The sequence below is a fragment of the Akkermansia muciniphila genome (assembly GCF_040616545.1).
Taxonomy (GTDB): Bacteria; Verrucomicrobiota; Verrucomicrobiia; order Verrucomicrobiales; family Akkermansiaceae; genus Akkermansia; species Akkermansia muciniphila_E.
On sequence record NZ_CP156688.1, the window covers coordinates 2,513,121 to 2,530,255 of the forward strand.

13 protein-coding genes are annotated in these 17,135 nt (G+C 60.6%); 5 read left to right on the forward strand and 8 right to left on the reverse strand.

All coding sequences use genetic code 11. The features are described from left to right. Window positions 1-12: 12 nt before the first annotated feature. The 3 genes from ABGM91_RS10195 to ABGM91_RS10205 all read right to left on the reverse strand — a co-directional run bounded on the left by ABGM91_RS10195 (window position 13) and on the right by ABGM91_RS10205 (window position 2,738). Window positions 13-645, reverse strand: a complete 633-nt coding sequence (locus tag ABGM91_RS10195; protein WP_354832059.1) for a uracil-DNA glycosylase family protein — start codon at window positions 643-645, stop codon at window positions 13-15. Between the two features lie 15 nt (window positions 646-660). After that, the gene (locus tag ABGM91_RS10200) at window positions 661-1,710 is read right to left on the reverse strand and encodes a serine/threonine-protein kinase (protein WP_354832062.1); all 1,050 of its coding nucleotides are present in this window, start codon (window positions 1,708-1,710) and stop codon (window positions 661-663) included. An 80-nt stretch (window positions 1,711-1,790) separates the two neighbouring features. Beyond that, window positions 1,791-2,738 carry a hypothetical protein gene (locus ABGM91_RS10205; protein WP_354832065.1) on the reverse strand — a complete coding sequence of 316 codons (948 nt, stop codon included), beginning with the start codon at window positions 2,736-2,738 and terminating at the stop codon, window positions 1,791-1,793. Between the two features lie 150 nt (window positions 2,739-2,888). Between ABGM91_RS10205 and ABGM91_RS10210 the strand changes: the two genes are divergently transcribed. The 3 genes from ABGM91_RS10210 to proC all read left to right on the forward strand — a co-directional run bounded on the left by ABGM91_RS10210 (window position 2,889) and on the right by proC (window position 5,234). Then, the gene (locus ABGM91_RS10210; RefSeq protein ID WP_215427759.1) at window positions 2,889-3,764 is read left to right on the forward strand and encodes a hypothetical protein; all 876 of its coding nucleotides are present in this window, start codon (window positions 2,889-2,891) and stop codon (window positions 3,762-3,764) included. Between the two features lies 1 nt (window position 3,765). Beyond that, complete coding sequence (locus ABGM91_RS10215) at window positions 3,766-4,338, forward strand: DNA-3-methyladenine glycosylase I (protein ID WP_354832067.1); 573 nt, start codon at window positions 3,766-3,768, stop codon at window positions 4,336-4,338. 89 nt (window positions 4,339-4,427) lie between these two features. Next, window positions 4,428-5,234, forward strand: coding sequence for a pyrroline-5-carboxylate reductase (gene proC / locus ABGM91_RS10220; RefSeq protein ID WP_354832070.1), 807 nt, complete (start codon window positions 4,428-4,430; stop codon window positions 5,232-5,234). 47 nt (window positions 5,235-5,281) lie between these two features. Here the strand turns inward: proC and ABGM91_RS10225 are convergent, their stop codons facing one another. From ABGM91_RS10225 to ABGM91_RS10245, 5 genes are all read right to left on the reverse strand, one after another. Further along, window positions 5,282-6,706: a hypothetical protein gene (locus ABGM91_RS10225; protein ID WP_290565142.1), complete on the reverse strand. Its 1,425-nt coding sequence runs from the start codon at window positions 6,704-6,706 to the stop codon at window positions 5,282-5,284. A 13-nt stretch (window positions 6,707-6,719) separates the two neighbouring features. After that, the gene (locus tag ABGM91_RS10230; protein ID WP_354832073.1) at window positions 6,720-8,165 is read right to left on the reverse strand and encodes a hypothetical protein; all 1,446 of its coding nucleotides are present in this window, start codon (window positions 8,163-8,165) and stop codon (window positions 6,720-6,722) included. After that, the gene (locus tag ABGM91_RS10235) at window positions 8,155-9,156 is read right to left on the reverse strand and encodes a prenyltransferase/squalene oxidase repeat-containing protein (protein WP_290565144.1); all 1,002 of its coding nucleotides are present in this window, start codon (window positions 9,154-9,156) and stop codon (window positions 8,155-8,157) included. Before ABGM91_RS10235 ends, ABGM91_RS10230 begins: the two co-directional genes overlap by 11 nt. 67 nt (window positions 9,157-9,223) lie before the next feature. Next, on the reverse strand, window positions 9,224-9,886 hold the full coding sequence (locus tag ABGM91_RS10240) for a hypothetical protein (RefSeq protein WP_354832075.1): 663 nt from the start codon (window positions 9,884-9,886) through the stop codon (window positions 9,224-9,226). Further along, the gene (locus ABGM91_RS10245) at window positions 9,883-12,498 is read right to left on the reverse strand and encodes a hypothetical protein (protein WP_354832077.1); all 2,616 of its coding nucleotides are present in this window, start codon (window positions 12,496-12,498) and stop codon (window positions 9,883-9,885) included. The genes ABGM91_RS10240 and ABGM91_RS10245 overlap by 4 nt, the downstream gene beginning before the upstream one ends. A 204-nt stretch (window positions 12,499-12,702) precedes the next feature. Between ABGM91_RS10245 and ABGM91_RS10250 the strand changes: the two genes are divergently transcribed. Beyond that, window positions 12,703-14,757 carry a methylmalonyl-CoA mutase family protein gene (locus ABGM91_RS10250; protein WP_354832079.1) on the forward strand — a complete coding sequence of 685 codons (2,055 nt, stop codon included), beginning with the start codon at window positions 12,703-12,705 and terminating at the stop codon, window positions 14,755-14,757. A gap of 23 nt (window positions 14,758-14,780) precedes the next feature. Continuing rightward, the gene (gene scpA / locus ABGM91_RS10255; protein ID WP_215427736.1) at window positions 14,781-16,925 is read left to right on the forward strand and encodes a methylmalonyl-CoA mutase; all 2,145 of its coding nucleotides are present in this window, start codon (window positions 14,781-14,783) and stop codon (window positions 16,923-16,925) included. The last annotated feature ends 210 nt before the right edge of the window (window positions 16,926-17,135 follow it).

The window sequence follows — 17,135 nt, forward strand, 5'->3', positions numbered from 1 at the left end:
CATCCTGTTTTACTACTGCCCTTTGCCGGAGGAAGCAGCGGGCTGCGCCTGGCCGCGGATGAACTCAAGCATGGCGCGGATGTCCTCCGCGGCCATGGTCATCTTTGACTTTTCAATCAGGATATTGCGGCCCGTCATGATATAAGAGGGAAAGATGCGGAGTCCCATGGCATGGAAGGGAGTCCTGCGGAGCTTATAGGTGGAGCCGGAGGGAATGGCGTTTTTCCCGGTCCTTCCGCGGGCGATCATGTTGAATGCCTTTTTGGCTACGTCACCCATCAGCATGACGGCGCGGAGATTCGGGAAAAGGGACAATTCCCGTTCCAGCACCGGGAGGCTCTCTTCTATCATGGCCTGCGGAACCGTGGTTTCCCTTTTGGGCGTCTTGACGGCGTTGGTGATGTAAATGCCGGCATCCGTCACGTCATGGATGGAAGAGGCCGGAAACCCGGCCTGGCGGAACAGGGGCAGGGCGGTGGACAGGTACAGCGGCGCGGGCGCGTTCCCGTAAAAGTCATTCTCCGGGCATTCCGGAACCACCTCATTGATCATCACGGTCCGGATGGCCGCCGGGTCCACGCGCAGGGGCGGCAACTGCATCCCCGGCGCGGCCATGGCCTTCAGTTCTTCCGTCAGGTCAATCATGGGCGGGAGCCGGGATCAGAAGTTGATCAGGCCCTGCTTCCAGCATATCCACGCGGCTGCCGCCGCAATGAGAAGGATGATGAAGAAGGCGGTGCCGGCGGAGGACTTTTTCCTGGCCTTGGGCAGCGCCTTCCGCGCTACTCCTCCGGCCTGCAGGGTGCCCGCAGCCGCCATGGCGTTGATGTAGTCGTTCCAGGCTTTGGCGGAATGGAAGCGGTTGCGTTCATCCGGAGACAGGGCCTTGTCAATCCCGGAAAGGAAGTTCATGGGGTACGTCTGCCGGAGGGCGGCGTAACTGGTCACCTTCGGGTTGCGGTCCACCACGGAACGCTGGTCCGCGGGCTGGGGAACTTGGCCGGTGAGCAGTTCGTAGAACGTGGCTCCCAGCTCATACATGTCGCACCAGGGGCCGATTTCACTGCGGCGGCCCGGATAGAATTCCGGCGGAGTGTAGCCGGGAGTGATCTGGACAAGGCCCTGGTGCTGGAGGGTCTTGGTGCGCACGGCGCCGAAGTCGATCAGCTTGGGCGTGCCGTCCGGCTGGATGAAGATGTTGCCCGGCTTGATGTCGCAATGGTACACCCCCATGGCATGAAGGTAATGCAGGATGTCCAGCAGGCGGAACAGCAGGTCCGTGGCCCGGGCCGGCTCCATGCTCTGCCCGGTGGCGTGCATGGTGGTCATCAGGTCAAACAGGGTCTGCCCCTGGATGTTTTCCATGACGTAGTAGCAGGTGCCGTTGGCGTCAAACATGTCAAACACCTGCACCACGCCGGGGTGGCTGAGCTGGGCCAGCACGGATGCCTCCTGCCGGGAGTTGGAAATGCTCTGGGCGAAGTTGACGGCGGTCTGCTCGTCCCGCGGGTGGACGAACCCGGTTTCCATGTCCCGGTAGGCATAGGCGTCAGGCATGCATTCCTTGATGACGACGTACCGGGAGTTGGGATTGTCCAGAGCCAGGTAAGTGATGCCGAAGCCTCCGGCGTTCAGGACGTTTAATATTGTATACTTGTCTTGCAGAACGGTATTGTTCGCAAGCGGGTAAACCAGGGTTTCTTGTTCCATGTCAGGGTTGGGGGCAGGTTGGGGCCGGGGAAATCTTTAATTCAATACGCAGGTTCTGTCAAGAATCTGTCCATTGGCGGTCAATAACAGGAAACCCGGAATTCGTATTCCTCCACGCTGCCGCGTTCCAGGCAGGCGGCCAGCCAGTCAAACAGGGCGCCGAATTCCCCGCCCAGGGTTTCCCCGGTATCCGCTTCCAGCGCCTTCACCCGGCCGGAAGCCAGGCGCACGGGCGTGAGCTCCGCCAGCAGGGCGGCGCATTCCTCGTCCCCGGCCTTGAAAATCTCCTCCGCTCCCGGCAGTTCGCACAGCCGTTCATCCGCAATTTCCAGGCAGAGGACTCCTACGCCGAATTCCGCGGCCAGGCCGCGCAGGGCGGCGCATTCGGAATCATCCGGGAGTTCCCCCACGATGACGAGCTCCCCGCACTGCGCCCAGCGGGACGTGGCCAGGGTCCGGAAAAATTCCCGCCTGCCGTCTTCGCCGCCCGGCATGCGGGCCACGCAGACGCCGCGGATGCCCATCATGGGCGCGCCGATCATGCGGCGGCGCTGCAGCGCGCTTTGGTCAAACACCAGCGCGTTTCCCTCCCATTCCCCTTCCGGCCATTCCACCACGGCCAGGTCCGGCTTTACCCAGGAGGCTCCCGTTTCACTGGTGCTGAATACGAAGACGCCGCGGCCCGTGGTGTCATACTGGCGTACCGCCAGGGCCAGCGCCTTGGCGCGGCAGTTCAGGCCGTCCGGTTCGTTTTCCCCCAGGAACAGGGGCAACAGCCCCCTGGCCGCCGGCTTGCCCTCCCGGTCCCGCACGCGCTTGTAATAACCCTGGCCGCGCTCCACCTTGGCGATTTCAGAGTCCGGCTCGGACGCCATGAAGGAGAAATGGTAGCGCAGGGAGGCGTCTGAATATTCCTCCCCCAGCCTCAGGCGCACCAGGCGGATGAGTTCGGTCCCCTTGATGGCCTGGGCCGGATCGGAAGGCAAAAGTTCCGGGAGCAATTCTTCCAGTTGGGATCTTAAACTCATACGCGCCACATGAGAACACGCGAGGGGGGCTTCTTCAAGGCGGAAGGAGTTCAGCACATGAAATAAAAAGCTCTTTTATTTGTTCCGGAATACGGCAAGATGGTCCGCATGGCATGGATTACCTCCGGTTATATACCTTCGCCCAGGCGCATGGCCGTAATCGCCGGTACCACCTTCACGCAGCTGGTGCGCATGAAGGTGTTTCTTTTTCTGGGCCTCTTTGCCGTAGCGCTGCTGGCCCTGAGTTCCTTCCGCCTGAGCGCGGTGCTGGGGCCGGAGACCGGGGGAATCAATGAACTGGTGCTGCTGAAGAACTCCGCTTACGGCGCCATGCGGGTGTTCGGCCTGTTTTTCTGCGTGGCGGCCACGGCCCTGATTATCCCGAAGGATGCGGAGGACCGCATCCTGTACACCATCCTGTGCAAACCCGTGCCCCGCATCGACTACCTGATGGGGAAGGTGCTGGGAGTGCTGGCCCTCACCCTGATCGCCGTGCTGCTGATGGACGCCGTGATGACGCTGGTGCTGTGGCTGCGGACGGATACGGTGGTGGCGGAGCAGATCGCCTCCCTGAAAGGGCGTTATACCGTGGAGGAAATGCAGCCGTACCTGGACCGGATACGCCTCCAGGGAGCTACCTGGAACGTGCAGACGGGGCTGGGGGTGATGATGTGCGAGTTCGTGGTGCTTTCCTCCCTGACCTTGCTGATGTCCTGCATTACCAACGGAACCATCATCAGCGCGCTGCTGACGTTCATGGTTTATCTGGCCGGGCTGTTCCAGACGCAGGCGCTTTCCCTGTGGGTGGGCTCCGGAACCGGGGGCTTCTCCTGGTGGGAGCTGGCGGGCAGCCGGCTCTTCTCCCTGGTTTTCCCGAACTTCCAGATTTATTCCGTAACGGATTCCGCCTTGAACGGGCAGATGATCCCCCTTTCCCTGTTCGGCACGCTGGCGTTGATGACGCTGGGGTATTTTGTCTTTCACATGACGCTGGCCGCGTGGCTGTTCAGGAAAAAGGAATTTTAGTATGGAAGATATCATCAATGCACGTTGCGGCTGGGCCGGAACAGACCCGCTATATATAAAATACCATGATGAAGAATGGGGGAAACCCGTTACGGATGACAAGACCCTGTTTGAGTTTCTGGTACTTGAAAGCGCCCAGGCGGGGTTAGCCTGGATTACCATCCTCCGGAAACGCGAAGGATACCGCGAAGCCTTTCACGGCTTTGATGTGGAGAAAGTAGCGCAGATGACGCCAGAAGACGTCGACCGGTTGATGCAATTTGACGGAATCGTCAGAAACCGGCTGAAAATCAATAGCACCATTAATAATGCCAAACTGTTTATGGCTATCCAGAAAGAGTTCGGCAGTTTCTACGAGTATGCCTTGTCATTCTTCCCCGGCCGGCAGCCTGTTGTTAACAATTTCAAGACCCTGGGCCAAATCCCCGCCACATCTCCCGAGTCGGATGCCATGAGCAGGGACATGAAAAAACGGGGGTTCAAATTCTTCGGTTCAACGATGTGCTACGCTTTTTTCCAGGCGGCGGGCTTTGTGAATGACCATATGGAAGGCTGTTTCTGCAGAGAGAATTAATCATCATTACCTTTCATTTTCACGATCGTAACTAGTATTTTTATTTTCTATAAATCTCTTGTGTTTTTGACCTCAAAAAATCTTCAATTATGAAAACAGGTATCATTGGGCTGGGAAAAATGGGCGGAGCCCTGCTGAGGGGCATGCTGAAAGCCGGAGCGGTGGTTCCGGAAGAAGTCTGGGTGTACGACCACCACCATGAAAACGTGCAGGCCCTTCAGGAAGAATACCCCGGCGTGCATGAAGCGCCCACGGAGGCAGCCGTGGCGGATGCGGTGGAAGTTCTTATTCTGGCCGTGAAACCGCATGGAATTCTGCCTCTTGTCTCCTCCCTCTCCGAGCGCGGCGCAGAGCTGCCGCTCCTGATCTCCATAGCCGCCGCCGTTTCCCTGGATGATATGGAAGCCTGCGCCAGCGATGGAACGCGCATTGTACGCGCCATGCCCAATACCCCGTGCATGGTGCTGGCCGGCGTCATCGCCTACAGTACGGGAGCCGGCGTGACGGATGAAGATGAGGACGCCGCCCGGCGGCTGCTTTCCGGCTGCGGCTCCGTTTACAAGGTGCAGGAATCCCGGATGAACGCCGTTTCCGCCATTTCCGGCTGTGGCCCCGCCTACATGTTCACAGTGCTGGATGCCCTTTCAGACGCGGGCGTAGCCATGGGGCTGCCCCGGAAAACCGCCCTGGAACTGGCCGTGGGAACCATGCTGGGTTCCGCCCGCATGCTGGAGCAGACGGGGAAGCATCCCATGGCGCTGCGGGATGAGGTCACCTCACCCGGCGGCACCACCATCGCCGCCCTGAACGCGCTGGATGAATGCGGCTTCCGCAATGCCTGGATACAGGCTGTGAAAAGCGCCGTGCGGCGGGCGGAGGAGATGGAGGAACACTGACGTGCCCCTGTGGACGGTTTTCCCGGGAAGGAAGGGAAAACCTGCCTCTATTTGCTCCGGAACGGCGTTTCCCTCTGCTTCCGGAGTTCCGGATTTTGCAGGTTGAACTGGACCTTTCTGATGGATTGCAGAGGGATTCTGACCTTTCCGATTGCGGCGGCATGCCCCTCCATAAAGCCGTCCTTGAGGGTCTCCAGATTCAGGGAAAGGATGCTCTGGTCCGTCAGGAAAACGCGGGTATCCGATGCCTCTTCCGGCAGCTTCTTCTCCTCCTGGTTTTTCTGGTCCAGGGCACGCACCTTGACGGTGGGTAAGGTAACGTCATAGTGGTCCGACTTAATGCGGATGGTGCCGTTTTCCTGGAGGGAGATGGCGCCTCTGAGCACGTCCCCGTTCACCAGCAGGGCCTTGTCCCCGGGGGCGTCCCCGTCATATTTGGAAATGATGTCCTGTTCGTCCGCCAGGTGGGGGAGGGCGCCGTTCCAGTCAAACACGTTCAGGTTGAACATGGCCATGTTCAAGCCGTCATATCCGCTCACCACAAACGTGTTGCCCGGTTTGAATTCATGTTTTTTGGAGGCCTCCTTCTCTTCTTCCTCGTCCCCGTTTTCATTCTCAAAGATATTGTCCATATCCTTGACCTCTTCCCACCGGGCCACCTGCTCGCCGTTGATGTACAGGTAGTAATTTCCCTTTTCCGGATCCGCGTAAAAATGAACGTCGGAACGTTTGATGGTCTTGTCCGCATACCAGTTCCGCGCCGTATCCCGCTTGACCCTGCCGAGCGTCCGGTACTGGCCGGAGCTGTTCTTGGCAAGTTCCGCCTTTTCCAGGGAGAGGGCCAGGTCAATGCTGCTTCCGGAATCAGTGTCCTGCCAGAGGGAGAGAGCGATCCGGAACGTATTGGTATGGTAAAGGGAAAACTGCACATGAAGCCGGGACGGCGTGGGGAAGGTGGTTTGCAGGTCCGTATTGTTGGAGCCCCGCATGATCCAGTAGCCGTTGCGGCATTCCGGCAGCATGTTGTTGGAGGAGGACTTCCAGCCCTGAAGGGATTCCGTGGCGTTGCGGATGTAGGCTTTCTGGGAATCGAATCCGATGTGCTGCACGTACTTCCTGTTGACGGGAATCAGGCCTCCCCACGCGGTTTGCAGTTGAAGGCTTTCCGTATCCAGCGCCTTCAGGGTGCCGTAAAATTCATCCCCGTTGGCAAGGCGGATGACGGAAAACTGCGCCGGAATGTCCAGCGGGCGGGAAGAAACCAGCTCGTCCAGTTCCTCCACCTTTACGTCCACGGGTTTGGAAAGAATGCTGGACCGGACTTTCAGGTACGGGCTGTCCAGCGTGTCCAGGCTGCCCGGCAGTTTTTCCCCGGATTTAAGCGTAATGACCCCTTCCGCCCGTACGCCGGGCAGGTGGGCGGCGGCCAGCAGGGCGCAGGCGCCCAGGAAAAGCGTTGTTGCTTGTTTCATATGGTGGAGGGCATCAGGGGGTGGAACGGGTGGGTTGTGCGGAATTCAGGAATTCCACGCGGGTGATATTTTTCAGGGGCAGTGAAATCTGGCCGAGCTGGGAATGCCTCAGGATGATTTTTCCGGAGTCCATGCTCAGGATGTCGCCATGCAGGCGGGAGCCGTCCTTCATCAGGATGCTGTGGCCCACGGGAGTGCGGGAATCATCCTTCTTTTTGGGTTCCGCAAAAAAGACCGTATCCAGATACCTGGCCGGGATGGAGAGCTCCCGGGGGATGTCCGGATACTCCTTGTCCGTGGAAAGCGTCAGTACCTTGTTCCTGCTGTTGTAGCTGCTGACGGAGCCGGGAATGGCGTCCTCCTCCCTGGTCAGGACAAGGTCCGTATCCATGTTCCCGTTCTTGGTGACGGACTTGGCGCTCAGGGTGATGGAGGAAAGGGCCAGCCTGCTGATGGTCAGGGAGACGTGCCCCTCCATCTGAAGGCCGAAGGCGCCCCCCTGCAGCGGCTGTTCCGGAGGGCTGGGGTCCGTCATCAGCTTGGGGGGCAGGTCTCCCACCAGCAGCTCGTAAACCTGTTCATGGTCTCCCTGCCGGGAGGCCGTCAGCCTGATGTCCACGCCTTCCGTCAGGGTGGGCGTGGGGATGTCCACTTCCCCCAGGACAATAATGCCGGATTTCTGTTCCCGGAGCAGGGTGCATTTGCCGGGGGCGATGCTCAGCATGAGCCTGTTCAGGCTGCTGCCGGAATTGGACCGGAAGGCGATGTTCTCATTCCCCCCGAAGCAGAAGACAATGCCGGCGCGGTCATTGTTGCCGTCCATCGTCATGGTGGTGCGGAAGGTGAAGGAAGAGGGGTCCAGGCCGATGTTCTTGTACAGGGGCGTCCAGGTGGGGTAGTCGCTGTTGCCCAGCCGGTACTGGTACTTGTCACCCTGGATTTTCGGTTTCAGGGCGTTCATCAGTTTTCTTCCGGCCTGGGTGCGGTAATCATCATCCCCCCTGCTGCTGGAATAAACCCAGCTGTTGTCAAAAATCAGGGGTTCCTGCCAGAAGCCTTTTTCCTGGATGGTGTCCAGCCGGAATCCGGCCACCTGGCTGCGGGGGATGGAGCGTTCCGTGCCCAGCATGTCCCGGTACTGCACCTTGTCCGGCGTGATGGAGATGATATTGCAGGGGATGATGTCCCGGTGCCCGGTAGCCATGAAAATCTTGTCTCTGGAACGGAGGTCCGGAGAGGAGGTTCCGGTGAAATAAAGCGCCCGGATTTCCGACGGGAGGATGACCGCGTTCTGGCGCATGGCCGGGTGCCTGATGACGATGCCCTGTTTGCCGTAGGAGACAATCTCCCCGCGGAGGCGGTAGTTGCTCTCCGTGACCACATCCACGACGGAATTGCCCCAGGCGGTCAGCAGGAACGCCGGAGCCAGCAGGAGGGAAAGGCGGATGCTATTGTTCATAAATGGGTAGAAATCTGTAATTGAGCGCCAGGGAGAGCAGGGCCGCGGAGGTGGAATAGGCCGCGGAATGGTCGGAAAGCCAGGAACCGTTAGGGGTCTGGGAGGCTCCCAGGTAGCGCATGTTTTTATAATTCCATTCCTTCCATACCTCCTGGTCCGCATGGAACAGGGCCTGGGACATGTAATATTCAAAGTAGAACGGGTAGGAAGAATCCCGGTAATTCAGGTTCTTTTTCAGGTAGGCCAGGGAATCCTTGAAAGAGGGGTCCGCCTTGCGGCGCGCCAGGGACAGCGTCAGGGAGCCGATGGCCGTGAGGGTGACGCGGGGGCCCGCCGGGCTGGTGTACCCGTAGGCTCCCTTCTTGTCACGGCAGGAAGCCATGTACTTGAGGCCGCGTTCAAAGGCCTCGTCCGGAACGGGAATGCCCGCGTTGCGCGCGGCAAACAGGGAGACGATCTGGCAGCCGGTCACCGTGCTGTCCGCATCCGTGGATTCCGGGGAATAACGCCAGCCGCCCGTCTTGTTCTTCTTCTGGGCGGTCAGCGTCAGGGCCACGGCTTTCCGCAGGGCGGGGCCGATGCGGTCGTCCCGCACCATGCCGTAAGCTTCGGACAGCGCCAGGGTGGCGAAGCCGTGGTTGTACATGGAATCCCCGATGTAGCCGGACCCCTTGTTCTGCTTGGACAGGATGTAATTCACGCAGCGGCGCACCATGGTGGCGTACGGGCCTGTGTTCGGGTCATCCCCGTGGGCCAGCACGGACATGAGGCAGAAGCCGATGATTCCGGGTTCCTGGCCGTAGGTGCCTTCATAGGTTCCGTCCGTTTTCTGGGCGTTCTGGAGGTACCGGAGCCCTTTCACGTACATCAGCTCCACCTGGGGCGGCACGGGGGAGGACATCCTCACGGGGGACTGGGCGGCGGCGTTCTGCGGGACAGCCGCCATGCAGCAGGCGAGGAGGGGGATCAGGAGGATGGAGATTTTTTTCATCGGGGAAATGGATTAATGGTTTTTCATGGGCGGAGCGCCCGGCAGGGGCGCGCCATGTTCACGGCGGCTATTTTTGAAGGGTCTTGTTGTAGGCGTCCAGCGCCTTGCGGAATTCGGCGGGCATATCCTCCGCGGACATGCCGGTGGATTTGGGGACGGAGCGCGATTCCGCAGCCATGTCCGGGTTGGAGACGCCCTTTTCCTGGGCGGAGGGCATGTTGGATTTCCCGTCCGCGCCATGTCCGGGGGTGGTCCCTTTGCCCTTCTGGGAGCCGCCCTCTCCTTCACCCTGTCCTTCCCCCTCGCCCTCCTGCTGTGCCATGGACTGGGAATCGCTGTCCATGCCCAGGAGCTGGCGCAGCATGTCCATCAGCGCCTCGCCGCCCGGCTTGGGTTCGCCCCCGGCGTTGGTCATCTTGGCCTTGGCGGCCTGGTAAATCAGCTCAATCACTTCCGACTGGGCAGCCAGCGTCTGGCCCCCAGTATGGTAAACCTCCAGCAGATCCACGGCGTCATTCATGGCGTGGCGGCACTTTTTCAGCAGCTCCACCACTTCCTCGTTGGTTTCTCCCATGATAAGGTCGGACGTGTCCGCCTGGAGCTCATCCTGTTGTCCGGCCAGCTTGGAGGCCGTTTCCTTGTGCTTGGCGGAATATTCCGGAGTGGAATCCGCGGCGGCGCAGGGCAGGGAAAGCGCCAGAATCATGGCTGGAAGGTTGATGGTATTCATGCGGTGGGAGGGGTGGGGGCTTTGCGGTGTTCCTGTTCGGCGGCGCGGGTGCGCATGCGGATGTCCTGTTCCTGCTGAATCATGCGGATGACCTTCAGCATGAACTCAAACTCGGCGTCGGAAATGGAATTCTGGTCTCCTCCTCCGCCACCACCGCCGCCGCGGTTCTTCTTATAGTCGTCTATCAGCTTGGCCCAGTGGCGCAGGGTGGAGGCGTACAGGCGGGACTCGTCAATGGAGCGCGCCGTGATCGCGTTCAGGATGTTGCCGTGCACCAGGTCCAGCTTTTCCCGGAGGGAGAAGGCGTTCATCTGGTTGTACAGGTCACTGTAAATGCGTTCCTCCGTGCGGGACTTATAGTAACTGAGGTCTTCCAGAATCCAGCTTATGTCCTGGGTGGAGGCGTTTTGAAGGGTGGCGATGGTTTCCATCTCCCGCTTGGTGGAGGGGTCCAGCTCATCCATGGTCATGCCCACAATGATGTTGATCTGGCCAACCAGGGCGTTCGCGATGGAATCCTCCTTGGCCGCGGCCTGCTTGAGCCGTGCCACAAAGGTGCTGGCCTCCATGTCCTGAGCGGACTTGGAAAGCTGGTTCATGGCGTCTTTCAGGGCCTGGGTGGCGTCGGAATGGGAGCTCTCCCCGTCGTCCAGGTCCTTCCGGCTGTCCTGCGCGGAGCGGTTCTCGGACGCGGAGGACCGGAACTGGTTCTGCGCCTTCTTCATGGGGCCGTTGGGGATGGGTTTCAGCATGGAGATGCCCTTCATGAACTCCTTCATGCCGGAGGGGTCTATCTGGGAATTGCGGGAGGCCTCCTTGAACAGGTCTTCCGAGCGGTTGAGCAGGTCGCCCAATTCGCGCCTGTTGGCCTGTTCCTCGTCAGCCAGGGCGTGCAGGCGCTCCTGGGTCTCCGAATTCTTCAATTCACTGCCCTCCATTCCCTTCATGCGCCTGGCCTCGTCCGTCATGGCGTCCATGCGCCGGATCATGCCTTCAAGCTCGCTGGTGATGCGCTCCAGTTCATTGCGGATCATCTGGGCATGCTCCGACTTGGAAAGGACGAAGATGATCATGGGCTCCGAATAAACGCGGTTGCCTCCCGGCTTGTAGTCCTGCGTAAAGCCGCGCACGACGACGCGCTGGGGGGACAGTTTCAGCGCCCGGGCCTGGAACAGGTACGTGCCTTTCAGGCTGGTCTGCGTGGGATGGCCGTCCGCCAGCACCTTTTCCCCGCGCAGGCCGGGGACGGGCTTGCCCGCCTTCGCCGGGTCCGGTGCTGCGGAACCGTTTTCCTCCTCGTCATCGTAAAAGGACTTTTCCCCCTGCCATTCTACCCCCATTTCCCGGAGGCCGAAGTCGTCCGCCGCTTCCACTTCCAGTTCAATGCTGGTGTCTTCCAGCACATAGCGGTCATTCTCCCCGCCTCGCAAGTAAATGGACGGCTGCTTGTCCTCAATGGGTTCCAGGCGTATCCGGACGGGCTGTGACGCCGCCAGGCCGTCGCGGTCCGTCCAGGTCAGCTCTATTTCCTGCGGATCCTTCTCCAGGCGGATATCCGGGATGATGACGCTGCTCCCCTTCACGCGGAGCGGTTTTCCTTGCGCGGTGGCCGCGGACAGCAGATTCTGGGAGGCGGTTACCTCCAGCGTCAGCGTGGAGCCTGCCGGGGCGGAAATGACCCCGGCGCGCATGGCCTCGTGCCCGTCGGGGCGCGCCATATAGGCGGGGTAGGCCACCGTGGCCGTGGCGCCCAGCAGGGAGGGGCGCGCCTTCGGGATGATTTTCAGGCGGCGGGCGATGTCCCCCGCGAAAAACTCCAGCCTGTCCGGCTGCTGCATGGGCGGAATATGGATTTTATAAGCGCCATCCGCCAGGGGGGCTTGCTGGCGCACCCTGTTATGGAAGAAATATTCTCCCGTCTGCGGGCGGGATTTGGTGGTTTCCGCCAGCCGGAGTTCATACAGGCTGCTCTCCCCCAGGGGGATGACCAGGGAATCCGGCGTGGGGTCCAGCTGGGTGAACGTGTAGCGTTCCGGAGGATTGAACGGGCGCAGCCAGCGTTCCAGGGCGTTCCCCGCCGCTTCCGGAGTAACCAGGCATACGCCTGCCGTGCATAAAGCCAGAACGGCCAGCAGGATAAACAGCTTTTTATGGCTGGGCCGGGGGATGTTCACCGTCAGGTCCCGCGCGGAAACTTCACGGGCCACCTGTTCCATGGCGGCCGCCTTCAGCTTTTCAGAACTGTACTGGCGGCCGTACTTTTCGGAATCCAGTTCAATGACGCCCAGGAGCCGGTCCCCCAGGGCCGGATCCGTCCGGGAAATCAGGCGCGCCAGCTGGGCCTCCTTGCGCCGCTGCCATACCCACCGGAAACTCCACAGCGGGATGAAAACCGCCAGGCCGGCCACGGCGGTGAAAAAAAGAATCCAGCCCACGGCGGAGGGCGTTTCCCACAACCTGTCGGAGAGGTACAGGAAAATATAGGAGAGAATCACGGCAATGCCTGCAAGGCATACGGCTTCCAGCATCTTAACCGTTCTGAGGCGGCGCCGGAAGGAGTGAAGCTGCCTGACCAGCTGGTCAGGGAGTTTGACGGTAGTTGAGGAGGGCATGCTTAATCCCGGTATCTACGCTAATTACATCGTTTTTGCAAGCTCGTCGCGCGTGATGGAGCAAATTCGCATTCATGGGGCTTGAAGTGTTTTTCTCGCTGGACTTTATAGTTTGATTTCCTAAAATAACGCTGCGCTTTAAATCTGGCCTGGTTTGCGCATGACTAAAAACCAACATATTAGGCCTTACCCATTGACTTCGCCATGCAACAGGGAAACGAAACAACGGCTCCGGAGGTTGACTTCGGAGAATTCGCACCAGCCACATACGCCGAATGGCGTGAGGCAGCCGTCGCTGCCTTGAAAGGGGCTGACTTTGATAAAAAGCTTTTCACCAAGCTTGTGGAGGGAATTACCCTGCACCCCATCTATAACAAGTGGGATGAACACGCTCCGGTGATGCCTGCCGGGCAGTTCCCGTACCGCCGCGGCACGCGTGCGCTGGGGTACATGGAAAAGCCCTGCGAGATTGCCCAGAGCATTCCCGCCTCCACCCCGGAAGATTTCAACAGCAAGCTGCTCCATGACCTGGCCCGCGGCCTGACTGCCGTGAACGTCCAGCTTAACTGCAAGTGCGGCCTGAAGCTGCGCAAGCAGGCCGACTGGGATACCGCCCTCAAGGGCGTCCAGCTTGACAAGCAGCCCGTCTACATCACCCCCGGCTCCTGCGGCCTGGGCACGCTCTCCATGTTCCTGAACACGTACAAGGCCGCCGGCTTCAATACGGCGGATCTGAAGGGCGGCGTTCTGTACGATCCGGTGGGCAAGGCCGTGATGAAGGGCTCCCTCTGCGGGGGGAAGGGCATCTGCGCCTACTATGACCAGATGGCCGTAATGACCAAATGGGCCGTTGCCAACGCTCCCGCCTTCCAGACCATCGGCGTCAGCGGACTGCCTTATGCGGACTCCGGCGCTTCCGCCTTTGAAGAAGTGGGTGCCATGCTGGCGACCGCCGTGGCCTACCTGCGCGCCATGGAGGAACGCGGCATCTCCGTGGATGAAGCCGCCGCGCACATGCGCTTTACGGTTTCCATCGGCGCCAACCTGTTCCTGGAAGTCGCCAAGATCCGCGCCCTGCGCGAACTCTGGGCCATCATCGTGAAGGAATGCGGCGGCAGTGAAGAAGCCGCCAAGATCAGGCTTCATGCCCGCACCTCCTTCTGGACCCTCTCCAAAGTGGACCCCTGGGTCAACCTGCTGCGCGGCTCCGCGCAGGCCTTCTCCGCCATCATGGGCGGCGTGGACAGCATTGACGTGCTCCCCTTTGACGCCGCCGTGCGCATGCCGGACGAATTCTCCCGCCGCATTGCCCGCAACTGCCCGCTGATCCTGCTGGGCGAATGCAATCTGGACAAGGTGGTGGACCCCGCCGGCGGTTCCTGGTACCTGGAAAACCTGACGGACGAAGTCTCCCGGAAAATCTGGGACGTCTTCCAGGGAATTGAAAAGGAAGGCGGCATCATCAAGGCCCTCAAGGCCGGTTCCATCCAGAAGAGTGTAAACGCCACCGCCGCCAAGCGCTACCAGCTGGCCGACCAGCGCCGCCAGTCCATCGTGGGCGTCAACCAGTACGTCAACCTGGCTGAGAAAAAACTGGAAACGCCGGAAGGCTCCGGCTGTTCCGCCCCCAAGGGCCACGGCTGCTGCAAGAATGCGGACGTGCAGCTTCCGGACGTGGAAATGAGCGTGGACTCCGCCTGCAAGGCAGCCAGCGAAGGCTTCTCCACCTGCCTCATCAACAAGGCCCTGGCGGCCGGCGCGGACTGCAAGTGCGGCGAACCGCTGGAAATGGAAGCCCTGCCGAAGCGCCGCCTGGCGGAACGCTTTGAATCCCTGCTTGCCAAGGCTGACGCCTGGGTGGAGGAAAAGGGCTCCCGCCCGATGGTGTTCTTCGCCAACATGGGGCCGCTGCGCCAGCACAAGGCCCGTGCGGACTTCTCCCGCGACTTCCTGCGCGCCGGCGGCCTGGACGTGGTTTACCCGTCCGGCTTCCAGACCCCGGAAGACGCGGCCAGGGCGGCTGCGGAAAGCGGCTGCGCCGTGTGCGTGATCTGCTCCACGGACGACACCTATCCGGAAATCGTTCCCGCCTTCTGCAAGGCGCTCAAGCAAATCAAGCCGGACATGATGGTGGCCCTCGCCGGGTACCCGGCGGACCATGTGGAAGCGTTCAAGGAAGCCGGCGTGGATATCTTCATCCATGTCAAGGCCAACTGCTACGACACCGTTGAAGCCATCCAGAACAAGATCGGCCTCTAAAAACCACCAACCTATTTCATTCAATGAGCAATATTCCTGATTTTGCATCCGCCTCCTATCCTGAAATCAAGGCTGGTGCCCCGGCCACGGCTTCCGAAACGGAAACGTGGATGACCAATGAACAGATTCCCGTTCCGCCCACCTACTCGGAAAGCGTGTATGACGACTGCCTGCACCTGGACTTTACCGCCGGTGTGGCCCCCAACCTCCGCGGACCGTACGCCACCATGTACGTGGCCCGCCCCTGGACCGTGCGCCAATACGCCGGCTTCTCCACGGCGGAGGAATCCAACGCCTTCTACCGCCGCAACCTGGCGGCCGGGCAGAAGGGCCTCTCCATCGCCTTTGACCTGGCGACGCACCGCGGCTATGACTCCGACCACCCCCGCGTGGTGGGTGACGTGGGCAAGGCCGGCGTGGCCGTGGACTCCATCCTGGACATGGAAATCCTCTTCAAGGGCATTCCGCTGGACAAGATGTCCGTCTCCATGACCATGAACGGTGCCGTGCTGCCCGTGCTGGCCTTCTACATCGTGGCCGCCCAGGAACAGGGCTGCACGCTGGACCAGCTCTCCGGCACGATCCAGAACGACATTCTCAAGGAATACATGGTGCGCAACACCTACATCTATCCGCCTGATCCCTCCATGAAAATCATTGCGGACATCTTTGAGTTCACCTCCAAGTACATGCCCAAGTTCAACTCCATTTCCATCTCCGGCTACCACATGCAGGAAGCCGGCGCCACGGCGGACCTGGAAATGGCTTACACGCTCGCGGACGGCCTGGAATACGTGCGCACCGGGATCAAGGCCGGCATTGACATTGACGCCTTTGCCCCGCGCCTCTCCTTCTTCTGGGCCCAGGGCAAGAACTACTTCATGGAAGTGGCCAAAATGCGCGCCGCGCGCGTGCTGTGGGCCAAGCTTATCAAGCAGTTCAACCCCAAAAACCCGAAGTCCCTGGCCCTGCGCACGCACTCCCAGACTTCCGGCTGGTCCCTCACGGAGCAGGACCCGTTCAACAACGTGACCCGCACCTGCATTGAAGCCCTGGCCGCGGCCTGCGGCCACACGCAGTCCCTGCACACGAACTCCCTGGACGAAGCGATCGCCCTGCCGACGGACTTCTCCGCCCGCATTGCCCGCAACACCCAGCTCCATCTTCAGGATGAAACCACCATCTGCAAGGTGATCGACCCCTGGGGCGGCTCCTACTATGTGGAATACCTGACCAATGAGCTCATCCGCAAGGGCTGGGCCCACCTTCAGGAAGTGGAAAAACTCGGCGGCATGGCCAAGGCCATTGAAACCGGGCTGCCCAAGATGCGCATTGAAGAAGCCGCGGCGCGCCGCCAGGCCGCCATTGACTCCGGCAAGGAGCCCATCATCGGCGTCAACAAATACCGTCTGGAACAGGAAGCCAAGATGGACATTCTGGAAGTGGACAACACCACCGTCCGGGACGCCCAGATCGCCCGCCTGCAGAAGCTGCGCGCGGAACGTGACTCCGCCGCGTGCGAAGCCGCGCTGGAAGCCCTGTCCGAATGCGCCCGCACGGGTGAAGGCAACCTCCTTGACCTTGCCATCAAGGCGGCCAAGGCCCGCGCCTCCCTGGGTGAAATCTCCTCCGCCCTGGAAAAACACTTCGGGCGCCACAAAGCACCAATCAAACTCATTACCGGCGTGTACGCTCAAACCTATGGTCAAGATCCGCTGGTGGAGGAAGTCCGCAAAATGACGGATGACTTCGCCGAACGCACGGGGCGCCGTCCCCGCATCCTCGTCGCCAAGATGGGCCAGGACGGCCACGACCGCGGCGCCAAGGTGGTCTCCTCCGCCTATGCCGACCTCGGCTTTGACGTGGACGTAGGCCCGCTCTTCCAGACGCCGGAGGAAACCGCCAAGATGGCGATTGAAAACGACGTGCACATGATCGGCATGAGCTCCCTGGCCGCCGGCCACAAGGTGCTGCTCCCGGCCCTGGTGGAAGAACTTGCCAAGCAGGGGCGCCCGGACATCCTGGTCTTCTGCGGCGGCGTTATTCCCGCCCAGGACTATGACTTCCTGAGGGAACACGGCGCAGTGGCCATCTTCGGTCCCGGCACCAACATCCCGGAAGCCTCCAAGGAAATCATGGAGGCCCTCAACGAACAGTACGCCGACTAAGGCCCGCTGTTCGGAAAACAGCCTCAATCCACAGAGGGAGCCGGATCATGGGATCCGGCTCCCTTTTGATAAGTTCCGCTTTGGTCTGGAACCCAGGCTCGGCTCCCGTATTCATCCGGGAGCGCCGGACATCTGCGGCAGTTGAATCCAAAGCTGTCCCGGGGCATCCTTTTAATGTTAAGCGTGTTTGCCGCCGCCCTCACGTTGTCT

What these genes read in the sequence shown, in the direction of transcription:
- ABGM91_RS10205 (WP_354832065.1), bottom strand. Translation starts at nt 2,738, where the DNA reads ATGAGTTTAAGATCCCAACTGGAAGAATTGCTCCCGGAACTTTTGCCT.
- ABGM91_RS10230 (WP_354832073.1), bottom strand. Translation starts at nt 8,165, where the DNA reads ATGAACAATAGCATCCGCCTTTCCCTCCTGCTGGCTCCGGCGTTCCTG.
- proC (WP_354832070.1), top strand. Translation starts at nt 4,428, where the DNA reads ATGAAAACAGGTATCATTGGGCTGGGAAAAATGGGCGGAGCCCTGCTG.
- ABGM91_RS10195 (WP_354832059.1), bottom strand. Translation starts at nt 645, where the DNA reads ATGATTGACCTGACGGAAGAACTGAAGGCCATGGCCGCGCCGGGGATG.
- ABGM91_RS10240 (WP_354832075.1), bottom strand. Translation starts at nt 9,886, where the DNA reads ATGAATACCATCAACCTTCCAGCCATGATTCTGGCGCTTTCCCTGCCC.
- ABGM91_RS10215 (WP_354832067.1), top strand. Translation starts at nt 3,766, where the DNA reads ATGGAAGATATCATCAATGCACGTTGCGGCTGGGCCGGAACAGACCCG.
- ABGM91_RS10225 (WP_290565142.1), bottom strand. Translation starts at nt 6,706, where the DNA reads ATGAAACAAGCAACAACGCTTTTCCTGGGCGCCTGCGCCCTGCTGGCC.
- scpA (WP_215427736.1), top strand. Translation starts at nt 14,781, where the DNA reads ATGAGCAATATTCCTGATTTTGCATCCGCCTCCTATCCTGAAATCAAG.
- ABGM91_RS10200 (WP_354832062.1), bottom strand. Translation starts at nt 1,710, where the DNA reads ATGGAACAAGAAACCCTGGTTTACCCGCTTGCGAACAATACCGTTCTG.
- ABGM91_RS10210 (WP_215427759.1), top strand. Translation starts at nt 2,889, where the DNA reads ATGGCCGTAATCGCCGGTACCACCTTCACGCAGCTGGTGCGCATGAAG.
- ABGM91_RS10250 (WP_354832079.1), top strand. Translation starts at nt 12,703, where the DNA reads ATGCAACAGGGAAACGAAACAACGGCTCCGGAGGTTGACTTCGGAGAA.
- ABGM91_RS10235 (WP_290565144.1), bottom strand. Translation starts at nt 9,156, where the DNA reads ATGAAAAAAATCTCCATCCTCCTGATCCCCCTCCTCGCCTGCTGCATG.
- ABGM91_RS10245 (WP_354832077.1), bottom strand. Translation starts at nt 12,498, where the DNA reads ATGCCCTCCTCAACTACCGTCAAACTCCCTGACCAGCTGGTCAGGCAG.